General features: G+C 38.3%; 9 protein-coding genes. 2 read left to right on the top strand and 7 right to left on the bottom strand.

All coding sequences use genetic code 11. The features are described from left to right. Positions 1 to 11: 11 nt before the first annotated feature. Positions 12 to 1,979 carry a cation:proton antiporter domain-containing protein gene (locus RI844_RS00665; protein ID WP_348396560.1) on the bottom strand — a complete coding sequence of 656 codons (1,968 nt, stop codon included), beginning with the start codon at positions 1,977 to 1,979 and terminating at the stop codon, positions 12 to 14. 208 nt (positions 1,980 to 2,187) lie between these two features. On the opposite strand from RI844_RS00665, the gene RI844_RS00660 reads away from it, so the two are divergent. Next, on the top strand, positions 2,188 to 4,428 hold the full coding sequence (locus tag RI844_RS00660; RefSeq protein WP_348396559.1) for a winged helix-turn-helix domain-containing protein: 2,241 nt from the start codon (positions 2,188 to 2,190) through the stop codon (positions 4,426 to 4,428). Here RI844_RS00660 and RI844_RS00655 read toward each other — a convergent pair. From RI844_RS00655 to RI844_RS00640, 4 genes are all read right to left on the bottom strand, one after another. Next, the gene (locus tag RI844_RS00655) at positions 4,425 to 5,189 is read right to left on the bottom strand and encodes a hypothetical protein (protein WP_348396558.1); all 765 of its coding nucleotides are present in this window, start codon (positions 5,187 to 5,189) and stop codon (positions 4,425 to 4,427) included. The genes RI844_RS00660 and RI844_RS00655 overlap by 4 nt on opposite strands. 27 nt (positions 5,190 to 5,216) lie before the next feature. Then, positions 5,217 to 6,518 (bottom strand): DEAD/DEAH box helicase, encoded by a 1,302-nt coding sequence (locus tag RI844_RS00650; RefSeq protein WP_348396557.1) that lies wholly within the window; start codon positions 6,516 to 6,518, stop codon positions 5,217 to 5,219. Between the two features lie 151 nt (positions 6,519 to 6,669). Next, on the bottom strand, positions 6,670 to 8,091 hold the full coding sequence (locus RI844_RS00645; RefSeq protein WP_348396556.1) for an alanine/glycine:cation symporter family protein: 1,422 nt from the start codon (positions 8,089 to 8,091) through the stop codon (positions 6,670 to 6,672). A 123-nt stretch (positions 8,092 to 8,214) separates the two neighbouring features. After that, the gene (locus RI844_RS00640) at positions 8,215 to 9,045 is read right to left on the bottom strand and encodes an ion transporter (protein ID WP_348396555.1); all 831 of its coding nucleotides are present in this window, start codon (positions 9,043 to 9,045) and stop codon (positions 8,215 to 8,217) included. 145 nt (positions 9,046 to 9,190) lie between these two features. Here RI844_RS00640 and RI844_RS00635 point away from each other — a divergent pair, with 145 nt between their 5' ends. After that, complete coding sequence (locus tag RI844_RS00635; RefSeq protein ID WP_348396554.1) at positions 9,191 to 10,075, top strand: DMT family transporter; 885 nt, start codon at positions 9,191 to 9,193, stop codon at positions 10,073 to 10,075. Between the two features lie 9 nt (positions 10,076 to 10,084). On the opposite strand, the gene RI844_RS00630 is transcribed toward RI844_RS00635, so the two are convergent. Together RI844_RS00630 and RI844_RS00625 are read right to left on the bottom strand one after the other, a co-directional pair. Continuing rightward, complete coding sequence (locus RI844_RS00630; RefSeq protein WP_348396553.1) at positions 10,085 to 11,242, bottom strand: GNAT family N-acetyltransferase; 1,158 nt, start codon at positions 11,240 to 11,242, stop codon at positions 10,085 to 10,087. A gap of 30 nt (positions 11,243 to 11,272) precedes the next feature. After that, on the bottom strand, positions 11,273 to 12,535 hold the full coding sequence (locus RI844_RS00625; protein ID WP_348398293.1) for a metal-dependent hydrolase family protein: 1,263 nt from the start codon (positions 12,533 to 12,535) through the stop codon (positions 11,273 to 11,275). Positions 12,536 to 12,541: the final 6 nt, after the last annotated feature.

Genomic DNA, 12,541 nt, shown 5'->3' with positions numbered 1-12,541 from the left:
GGTATAACCCGTTACTCACCTTCTTGCAGGTAACGTTCTACTCGCTCAACTCGGCGCGGTTTGCCTTGTAAAACAATAGTATCTTGAGCATGTAAAACAAAGTCACTATTTAAATCAGAAAACTCCTCTTGATCTCGACGTACAGCTAAAATCTCAACTCGACGACGCTCTAAATCAAGCTCTGCTATTGTTTTGCCATTTGCCCATGCATCATCAGGTAATAACGTTGGGTGAACAAACTCAAGGCGTTCAATTGCTTCAGCACTCATATTGGTATCAACACCGGGATAGAAACCATGCAAACGGTGATAATGGTTTTTTCGCTCAGCTTGAACTCTGCGCACAATTCTAGAAAACGGTACACCAGATAAGTTTAATACCTGTGAAACCAGCATTAAGCTACCTTCTAAAGATTCAGGCACAACTTCATTAGCCCCGGCTTCTTTTAATGTCACCAAAGAGTCATCATTACGTGTTCTAACTAAAATTTGCACATTTTTAGAGATAGAACGAACCTTTTGTACAACATCTAAAGATTGCTCTGCCGCGCCATATGAAATGACGACTAGCTTTGCCTGACTTAAATTTGCAGCCGCTAAAACCTCAGTTTGTCTAGCTGAGCCAAACAATATATTTTCACCCGCTTCACGTGATTCATTTACCCTGATAGGATCAATATCAATAGCAACGAAATCTATTTTTTCTTGTTTTAGAAATCGGCTTACCGTCTGCCCTACTCGGCCAAATCCACAGATAACAACATGATTAGATAACTTCTTACTGCTAATATTTATCTGCTCGTCACTGTCATCTTGCTTACTATCATAAGCTAAAGCTACCGACCATTTACGTGAATTTTTTATCATATATGGAGTAATGGCCATAGAAATTATGCCAACCCCTAATAGAATTGACGTGACTTTCGGCGATAATACTCCCACAGTAGCTGCCAATGAGATGAGTACAAAGCCAAATTCCCCCATTTGCGCAAGCATAAATGCCGATGCCCAGGCATCTTTTTTCGATTCCCCTGCCTTAACCGCAAGGAACCTGATTATTAAAATTTTGATCAGCATAAAACTGACGACTAACAGAACAATTTTTCCCGGTTGAGTAAACAATAAAACCGGATCAAGTTTCATCCCAACGGTGACAAAAAACAGACCTAAAAGTATATCTCTAAATGGTCGAATATCAGCTTCAAGTTGATACTTGTATTGTGATTCGCCTAGCATCATGCCAGCTAAAAATGCACCTAAAGCCATTGATAAACCAAAGAATTGCGTTAACCCGGCAGCAAATAAAGTTACAAATAAGGTAGTTAGTACAAATAATTCATCGGTTCTGACTAAGGCCACTTGATTAAATATTGTAGGTAATACCCACTTACCTGCAGACAACAACAAGCCAACTACGAATACGCCTTTTAGTAAAGCAAATAGCAATGCCACCAGCATAGAGCTGTCACCAGTGCCTGATAGAAATGGGATAATAATTAACAGCGGAACTACCGCTATGTCTTGAAATAAAAGTACCGCGACAGAAATTTGGCCGGACTTTCGCTTGATTGAACCACTTTCATTTAATTGTCGGATAACAATTGCTGTTGAAGAAAGTGCGAGTACACCACCAATCACTAGTGCGCTTTCAATTTCAAATCCGAAAAATAAACCTATGATTAAAAAAATCAGTAAACTAATACCAACTTGCTTAGAGCCAACGCCCATTACCAAATGACGCATTGCCATTAATTTGGGTAATGAAAACTCTAAACCCAAAGTAAATAATAAGAATACAATACCCAGTTCGGCAAAGTGTTCGTAATTTAAACTATGCCCAGCCAGCGATAAGCCATGTTCCCCGACGATCGTACCGGCAACCAAATAAGCCAAAATAGCGGGTAAATTTAGCCTACGAAAAAGCCAAACAGTGAAAACGGCTGCAACTAAAATAGCGATAATTTCAAAGAAATGGCCCACAGATATCCTTATTTGATTATTTGTATAGGTTTTTTTTACAAAAAATTTACTTTATCATTTTTCCCCGCCCAATGTACAAACTTATCAAAGTGATTCGCTAATTAGAGCTTCTCCAACCATAATATAAATTCATATATTATTTTATATTAATTACTTTAGGAACAGAGGTCTATTCGAAAATTCTTGAATGCCTTAGGCTGCTTTAATCGTGCCAGACAAAACTATTTTAAACAAAAGCACATCTACGACAGGGAGAACCTCAACTGTTGAAAAGTTCACTGTGCCTAAAGAATTGCATAGTGGTTTCAGTCTAGCTGATATTATTGTTGAACCAGATCTTGGTTTAATAATAAGAAACTCACAACCTTATCACTTAGCCCCGAAGGCAATGGAAATATTATTATTTTTAGCGGCAAGTAATTGTGAAATAGTTTCTAGAGAGCAAATATTAGCGTTTGGCTGGGGAGATGAAAGCGCATCAAAAACAAATATTACTCATATTATTAGTGAAATTAGACACGCCCTCGACGACCATAAAGAATGCCCTCGATTTATTCAAACTATCCCGAGAAAAGGTTATCGAATGATGCTTCCTACGTTAGCGAAGCCAAGTTCTGGGTTGTTTAACTTTAGCGACAACAATAAGAGTCAATCCTTAAAAAACACTCGCTGGCGGTTATTTAATAACGCCAATAATAACAAGTTTTTTGGTCAGCAATTTTTAATTTATTTGATTTTTGCTGTAATTGCTTTAGTAGTTGTTTACTACTTATCTAATCACCTAACCACTTATATGGAAGTAGAGACTGAACAACATAAAAACAGTGAAAATACACCACAAAATCAAGTTGTTATAGATAATGCGGTGGCAGTACTTAGTTTTACCGCGCAAAATTCAACGTTAAGTGAACATAAATTACCTGTGTATGCAGTGTCTGGATTGCAAGAAGAATTAATTAATTATTTAGCTCAAAAATCAAGCTTTAAAGTGACATCAATGAGAGCGACTAATGATCTAAGTAAAGATGCCAGCATAGATGAGATTCAAGCTCGTTTAGGAGTCAGGTATATTCTTGAGGGTAAAGCCAGACAAGAACAAAGCATTATCATTGTTAATACCAGCCTAATTGATTCAGTCACTGGCTTTCAAGTATGGGGGGTTGAAACAAGTGCCCAATTGACTCAAGTTTTAAGCTTATATGCTGAGCTTTCGAGAAAAGTTGCAAATGCATTGCATTTGTTGATACCCGGCGTTGATGAGTCATATAGCAATAATCAAAGCTCTATGCCAACAAATAACTTTGAAGCTTATGATGCCTACCTGCAAGGTAAAAACGAGTACCGTAAAACTAAAAGTATCAACTCATTAATTACTGCTGAAAATCTGTTCAACATGGCATTAAAACTAGATCCAGAATTTATCAATGCTTTAGCAGCACTTTGTTTCACTTATTTAGAGCTTTATCAATTAGGAAAAGATCCGGCCCATTACATAAAAGGTGTTGAGGTTTGTGACTTAACAGCAAGTTACCAGTCTCAAAGTGTTGAATCATATTTATCCTTAGGAAAGTTGAGTATGATCCGCGGCAAACAGCAAGAAGCAATTAAATACTTAGAACAAGCGTTAGTTATTGATAACCAAGCCACTGTAGTTATAACCACTTTAGCAGAAGTATATTTTGATCTCGAAGATAATAACAAAGCTGAAGAACTGTATACTCAAGCCATTGAATTAGAGCCTACCTACTGGAGAAATTATTATCAATTTGGTGTTTTTTTATATTATATCGGTCAGTATGAACGCGCTATTTTACAGTTTAACAAGGTTAATTCACTTAATAATAATGTCGCTAATTCTTACAATGCTTTGGGCGGTGCTTATTATTTACTGATGGATTGGGAAAACGCCAGTATAGCCTGGTCAAAAGCATTAGCTATAGAGCCGACAGCTCTTACTTACTCAAATTTAGCTACCAGTTTATTTTTCTTAAAACAATTTGATAACGCCGCTGAAATATATTTACAAGGAACAAAATTAACGCCTAATGACAATACAATATGGGCAAATTTAGGGGATTCATATAAATACTCAACCATCCAGAATGAGCATGCACCAGCGGCTTATAATAAAGCGTTGCAATTAGCTTTAAAAAAAGAGCTGATTAACCCTAACGATGAAACAAATCAGTCGCAAATCGCGCGTTATTATTCAGAGCTTAAACAATGTTCAGTAGCCGACTCATATGTGCAAACGGTTCTTAAAAAATCCCCTGCCGATCCCTATATTTTTTATAGCTTAGCCCTGGTATTTTTAAACTGTAAGCGAATTTTAGAAGCAGAGAATATGATCGAAAATGCTATAACACTTGGCTATCCAAAAGAGCTGTTATTAGTAGACCCACAATTTTTAGTCTATAAAGAACAACTTAGCAAACTGTTTAATAATTAATGAGACTGTTCTGTGATGGCAAGATCGTTTAATATTTCGCGGCGTTCTTTTGACGAATAGCCAATATAAAGACGTGCAAAGCGTATTGCATGGCCAAAACGTTTAACACCAATAATTTTTATGCACTCAACGAAGAAGTCTTTATGCAAACCAAAGGTTTTAACATAAAAGTCTACGGCTTGGCTAAGATCTGAATAAGCAACGCCATCAAAGATAAACTGCTTGCCAAGCGTTGTATCCTCTATTTGCTCACCATTACACCATAAAGGCCAACCAGAAAAATTAACTCTATCCCTTGCTATTTCAAACATCATCCAGCCACTTCTGGCAAAGCCTTCAAAACTACCACCTTCGAACCCTGCATTGGCAAGCTCTTCTTTTGTCCAGTTTTTTCCTATGGCTAAATCTTTCTGATAGCGTTTGGCTAGTGCTTTTTTAATTTGTTCTCTACATCTGTAAATATCACTTGCCTGCGACGTTTTCGCAAGCGACTTGCATTCACCACAAATAGGTACAGAAATAGCCTGATGAGTGCAATCTATTAAGCGCTGTTTAGTGCTTGGAAATAACAGTCGTAATTGACTTGGCTCTTGGCAAAACCAACAGCAGTGTCGAAAATTAAATGGCGTTTCAATTTCTTGGTGAGCAAGACTATGATCAACGTGTTGATGCAAGCTTTGCTCACTTTGATAATACTGATCCGTATCAGCATTTGCTATTCTTTTGGCGTGTGGAACAGCTTTGTTAGAATTATTACTCATTATCTGTATTTTTCAGCGCTAATGCTTTTATTTTGATGAATAACGACCTTTACGTTTCGGCTTGGCTTTAGGTCGGCCTATATCCGTACGCTTTTTAGCGACACTGCGATTCTTATCTTGCTGTGCCTGGTATCTATTTCTACTGCTAGCATTGCTTGCAGCAGCTTTTTTTTCTGCTTTAGATGCATAATCAAGTGGATCAAACTCATAGCCCTTGAGTTTTACCTGCTCAATGTTATAACCGACAACTTCTTCTATATTTCCTAAAAATTTATTATCTTTAGGTGATACAAAAGAGATCGCAGTTCCCGACTTACCTGCTCGACCTGTACGGCCAATGCGGTGAATATAATCTTCCGGTAAAAATGGTAAGTGGTAATTTACCACATACTGTAAATCTTCTATATCAATGCCGCGGGCAGCAACATCGGTTGCTACTAGTACTCTAACTTTACCCTCAGCAAAATCCTCCAACGCTTTATTTCGCGAGCCTTGTGATCTATCACCATGACAAAGAGCCGCTTTTATGCCGTCAAGTTTTAGCTCTTTGGCAATTTGATTGGCACTTTCTTTAGTGCCAGCAAATACCATAACCTGCTGCCAGTTATTGACGCCGATTAACTCTGCCAGCATTTCACTCTTACGCTCTTCAACCACAGGATATACAAAATGGCGAACTTTGGATGCGGTAGCATTTTGCTTTGCCGTTTCTAAAATTCGCGGATTAGTTAAAAACTGCTTAGTCAGCAATTTTACTTTATTTGAAAATGTGGCTGAAAATAATAGCGTTTGATGTTGGTGTTTAATTGATTGCAAGATTGTTTCGATATCTTTCACAAACCCCATATCTAACATACGGTCAGCTTCATCAAGTACAGCAAACTTTACTTGTGTAAGACTAACGTTTCTTGCTTCTAGGTGTTCTTGTAAACGACCTGGTGTTGCCACCAAAATATCGGCGCCAGCTTTTAAGTTTTTGATTTGCCCAGCAGAATCTACACCGCCAAACACTACTGCAGTTTTTAACCCCGTAAACTGCGTGTATTCACGGATATTCATCGCAACTTGCTTAGCAAGCTCTCGAGTAGGCGTTAAAATTAACGCTCGCACAACAGGCACAGTCGATGCTTTATGTTTTAGCAGTTGTTCAATAATGGGTAATGCAAACGCAGCAGTTTTACCTGTGCCGGTTTGCGCGCTTGCTAACACATCTTGACCTGCTCGAACCGCAGGAATAGCACGCTGCTGAATTGGCGTCATGCTTTTGTAACCACATGCTTTTACCGCATTTAATAAATCATCTGGTAAGCCAATAGTATCGAAGCTCATGAAGTGTCCTGTTTATTTAGGTAGGTAATACCAATTGGTATTGGGTAATAATGGCGCAAGCATAGCAAAAAACTGCCGACTTATCATCCATAGAATAAACGTTGAACAAGCGAATAAAAACCGGCCTGTTCAACATAGTCAGATATAAAGACTATTTAATGCGAGTATTCTCTTCGCTCCAAATGCCCCTAGTTAAATTCATTTCCTGCTCTTGATCTGGGGTAGCAATAAAGCGTGGAATATCACCTTTATCAATATGGCTGTTGTAATCTTTAGCAAGTGTGACCAATGTTTTGGTTAACAACATAATGGCAACTACGTTTACTACTGTCATTAGCGCTACTGCCAAGTCAGCTAAGGCAATGACTTCACCTAAGGTTGCAATTGAACCGTAAAAAATCATACCTAGGAAAACGCTTAAAAATATTAATCGACCTATTTTGTTGTTCATTTTAATAAATGGTAAAGAGTTTTCAGCATAAGCGTAATTTGCAACCATGGAGGTAAAACCAAAGAAGAATATCGCTAAAGCAATAAAGTCGCTGCCCCAAAAACCAACTTCATTTTCAAGTGCCTGTTGAGTTAGTTGAATGCCGAACTCTTGACCTAGTTCAATGCCACTTAACAGTATAATCATTGCAGTACACGTACACAGTACAATAGTATCAAAAAATACGCCTAGCATTTGCACATAACCTTGCGAGGCAGGATGTGGCGGATAAGGTGTTGCCGCAGCAGCCGCGTGGGGTACGCTCCCCATGCCTGCTTCATTAGAATATAAACCGCGTTTAATGCCTTGCATAATCGCCGCACCAATCATGCCACCACCAGCTTCTCGCAAACCTAAAGCTGAACTGACTATATTTGATAATATAGCTGGAATTTCACTAATATTTGCGCCAATAACCCATAATGCGACGAGAAAATAAGCAATCCCCATAAATGGTACTACGAGTTCAGAAAACCGTGCGATTTTCTTCATCCCACCCAAAACAATTATTCCTGAAAAAATTGTTAAAAATGTACCTGTGATCCACGGGGAAATATTGTAGGAATAATTAAACGCTTCCGCGATAGAGTTGGCTTGAGGAGCAGAAAATATGATGCCGTAGCCAATAAATAAACAAACAGAGAAAATAAGAGCTAACGCAGGGCTTTTTAAACCTTTAAGCATGTAAAATGCTGGACCTCCACGATAAACCCCGGCACTATTTTCTTCTTTATATAGCTGACCTAAAGTGCTTTCAGCAAAGGCGGTTGCCATGCCGATGATAGCTATCACCCACATCCAAAACATTGCGCCTGGACCACCAATAGAAATGGCAATTGCAACCCCCATAAGGTTACCAGTACCCACTCGTGCAGCTAAGGAAGTACATAATGCTTGAAAAGAAGTGATACCGTGACCATCACCACTGCGGCTATGCCTCATTACTGAGAACATATGAGTGAAATGACGAAACTGAATTGCTTTTAAGCGCACGGTAAACCAAATACCGGCAACAAGTAGTAAAGGCACCAGGGCATAACCCCAAAGCAGCCCATTCAACCAACCAACAACGTCATTTATCAAAATGTGATCCTATTATTGATGCTTACTAGCTAAGCATCATTTTAAGTGATAGTAAGTATAGTGTAACTACCACAAAATGAATTAATGCTAGATATGATAATATTGCTGAGCCTGAATTGATATTTAAGTTTTGTATTTTTCTGTTATCAACGCTTTTAATTCAATAACTTGCGCTTGTAACTGGTCTATTTGTGCTCGACTTGCTGGCTCGCCGCCATCTGCTGATTCACCATGTGCTTTCGCCCGTTCAATTTCATGCTCATCGGCCATGACTTCTAATACCGTGCCTACCATCATGTTCAAAAAGATGAAAGCAGTAAAAAATATAAAGGTGATGTAATATACCCAACTCATCGGATATACCGTCATTGTTTCATACATCACGTCAGTCCAATCTTCGAACGTTGCTACACGAAACAAAGTAAGCAACGAGACTGAAACATCGCCCCAGAGAAAATCATTAATTTGATGAAACAAGATACTACCAATAGCCGCATAGATATAAAAAATAACAAACATTAATAAGGCTATATAGCCCATTCGAGGTATGGCTTTTAACAGTGCATTTATGAGTAACCTTAGCTCTGGTACCATAGATACTAAACGTAATACTCTAAACACTCTCAACAAGCGTGCTAATAAAACTCCAGAGCCACCTGCAGGGATCAAGCTACCAATAACAATCAAACTATCGAATATGTTCCAGCCATTTTTAAAAAACTTTGATTTACTGTCTGTAGCTAAATAACGAATGACAATTTCTATGGCAAAAAATATCGTTATGCCCATATCGAACAAAGCTAAAACGGTGATCACCTGAGAGGGTAAATCATGAGTTTTCGCACCAATGAGTAACGCTGAGATAATAATTACCGAAATCACTAAACCCTGAAATATTTTACTTGAGTCAATTCGTTTAAGTTGATTTTGGAATAAAGAAATACTTATTGTCATTTTATAGGTAGATAATTTAAGCTTAGATAGGCGTTTATATAAGGCATAATAGAGTAAATTCAAGACGTAACAACAAATAAGTCATTACCTTTTACATTTAACACGAGTATATTAACCTCATGTTAATCTTTACCGCTTTTAAACGATGAACCTTTCACAATTAATTCAACTTATATCACTTGCTGCCATTTGGGGAGCATCTTTCATGTTTATGCGCATTGCTGCGCCTGAAATAGGACCTGTTGCATTAATCGCTATGCGCGCCGCCATAGGCTTTATCGCCTTGTTACCGTTCTTATTGATGTACAAAGGAGTAAGAGATGTGGTCAACAACTGGCTAGGTATATTTATTGTTGGTATAACGAACACTGCTATACCTTTTCTATTACTCGCGTATGCAACATTAACGTTAAGTGCAGGATTAACGTCTATTTTAAATGCAACCGCACCAATATTTGCAGGCCTGGTTGCTTTTATTTGGTTAAAGGAGCGCTTAACCTTTATTAAAACAGCAGGCTTAATCGTTGGTTTTAGTGGAGTATTAGTATTATTTGTTGGTAAAGGTGATTTAAGCTTTGATGATACTGCTATCGCGATTATTGCCGGCCTTATTGCGGCTCTTAATTACGGTTTTGCCGCGTGTTATACCAAGAAAAAACTAACCGGTGTCAGTTCTTTAGCAATAGCAACAGGTAGCCAATTTTTTGCTGCTGTCGTATATATCCCTTTCTTACCCGCTACTTGGCCTTCAGCGCCAATAAGTGACTTAGCAATGTACTCAACTCTCACTTTAGGGGCAGTATGTACAGCACTGGCCTACATATTATATTTTCGTTTAATTGCTTCATTAGGGCCTGAAAAAGCAATCACCGTTGCTTATTTGATCCCAGTGTTTGGTATCATCTGGGGGGTTCTGTTTTTACAAGAGCTGGTTACACTGTCAATGTTAATGGGCGCGGCGTTAATATTATTCGGAGTGAGCATGACTACCGGAATGTTAAAAGTGAAACCTGTTCGAGTTAAGGATTGAAAGTTAAATTCAATTATCCGATTTAAACGGCAGATAAGAGCTCGCTGATTGAATATACTCATTGTGATAACGTTGCTCTTTAGCGAGAAACTCAGCGATCGCTCGTTTAAAACCCGAGTGTCTAATTAAATAATTACCATAGAGTTTAACTGGCTCAAAACCCCGGGAAATTTTATGTTCACCCTGAGCGCCTGCATCAAAACATTGTAAATTATGTTTGATACAATGCTCTATGCCTTGATAATAACAAGTTTCAAAATGCAAAAAATCGTACTCTTGCAAGCTCCCCCAATAGCGCCCATATAAATGAGTATCAGAGGTAAAAAACAACGAGCTTGCGACAACGTTCTCTTTGCTGTTGATTGCCTTCAACAATAAAATACTGTCTGTACACTCTTGGGATAACTCAATAAAAAAGCTAAGGTTTAAATAACCTTGGTGACCGGAGCGTTTTTGATACGTTTGTTGATAACAGTTATAAAAATTTATCCAGTCTTGCTCTGTGATTTCATTACCATGACACCAAATAAAGCTTAATTCGTGTTGCAGCACTTGTTGGCGTTCTTTTTTGATCATTTTTCTTTTACGTGCAGTCATACACCCAAGAAAATCAGAAAATGATGAATAACTTCTGTTAAACCAATGGTATTGAACATCAGTGCGTTGTAACAATCCAATTTCATGCAGACTATCACTTGTTGCTTTATCTAAAAATAAACATTGAAAATTAGACGCTTGTAACTGCTCCATTGTTTGGCCAAGCACATCGACTATTAATGCTAATATTGAATGTCGAAACTGTTCAAATTCAGGATGAATTGCAATACGCTTGCCCGTTGCAGGAGTAAATGGAATAGCGCTGAGCAGTTTAGGGTAATATTCAATGTTATTAGCCTGATAGGCATTCGCCCAATTCCAATCAAACATATATTCACCATACGAGTGTTGTTTTAAATAACACGGCATAGCGGCAATAAGAGTATTTTCTGCATGAATTAATAAATGTTGGGGTTGCCAGCCAGTACTAGAGGAAACAGCCTGGCTTTTTTCTAACGCATGTAAAAATGAATATTGATAAAAAGGATAACTATCATTGAATATGGCCTGCCATTGCTGTTTATTCACACATGAAATTTGCTTCGCAAATGTTGCAGTAAATTCAGTCATCACAGGCCACTTTATTTAATACTAAGCTAATTACAAATTTTTAAAAACAGTGCCATTTTTCATCACAAATTCAACCTTTTCAAGTTGGCTAATATCTTGTAGTGGATTTTCATCCATGGCAATAATATCGGCAAATTTACCTTTTTCTAAGGTACCCAAGGTAGCTGTTTTATCGATTAGATCGGCGGCATTAACAGTGGCGGATTTTAAAATATCCATCGGCGCCATCCCAGCATTGAACATTAAAACTGCCTCATGAGCGTTCGTACCGTGACGTGAAACACCAGAGTCAGTACCAAAAGCTATTTTAACTCCTGCCTGATAGGCTCGAGCAAAGTTTTTTAACATATCGCTGCCTACTCTTATTGCCTTACTCTTTACTGCCTCAGACATAAATTCACTGGTGTTTGCCATTTTAACCACTGTATCTCCGGCTAATAACGTTGGTACAAGATACGCACCTGAATATTTAAACAAAGTGATAGAGTCTTCATCTGCGTAACTACCGTGTTCAATACTGTCTACGCCAGCTCTTAGTGCAGCATTAATACCACTTGCCGCATGGGCATGGCTAGCAACTTTACGCCCTAGCGCATGAGCTGTATCGACAATTTCCTTAATTTCATCGTCAGCCATTTGTTGCCCTGTACCGGTATTAGTATCGGATAAAACACCACCTGTAGAAGCTATTTTTATCACATCGGCGCCATACTTCACCGCTTTTCTTGTTGCTTTTCTACAATCACTAGCACCATCACATAGAGTATCAGGTGAATACTTTTCAATTAAATCATGGCGCATACCATCAACATCTAAATGTCCACCTGTTACTGAAACACGACCTGCGGCTATGATCCTTGGTCCATCTATCCACTCTTTATTAATGCCTTCACGCAATGCGTATAAAGGTTGTGGGTTGCCGCCTAAATCGCGGACGGTAGTAAAACCTGCCATTAATGTTTTCTTTGCAAAGCTTACACTTTGCATCGCCATTTCTTCGTCCGACATTTTTAACTTGCTACTGGCATTGTTAGCACCATATTCGAATTGCAAGTGCACATGCATATCCATTAAGCCCGGCATCACAAAACTATCTTTTAAATCAATAAAAGTAGCGTTTTCATCAATTTCTTTGGCACGAATAAAACCTTGCTGAATATTGCTAATTTTATTATCAGTGATGGTAATGGTTTGATTTTTAAGTACCGTTTTACCAGGAACAGTCAATAACTCTCCCGCATGAATAACTTTAATATCAGCAGCTTGTATGGATAACGGCAATACAGACATCATTACCAA

The organism is Thalassotalea fonticola, assembly GCF_032911225.1.
In the GTDB taxonomy this organism is placed as follows: domain Bacteria; phylum Pseudomonadota; class Gammaproteobacteria; order Enterobacterales; family Alteromonadaceae; genus Thalassotalea_A; species Thalassotalea_A fonticola.
Note: the sequence above shows the minus strand (reverse complement) of the source record. Positions and strands in the feature narration are given on the sequence as shown.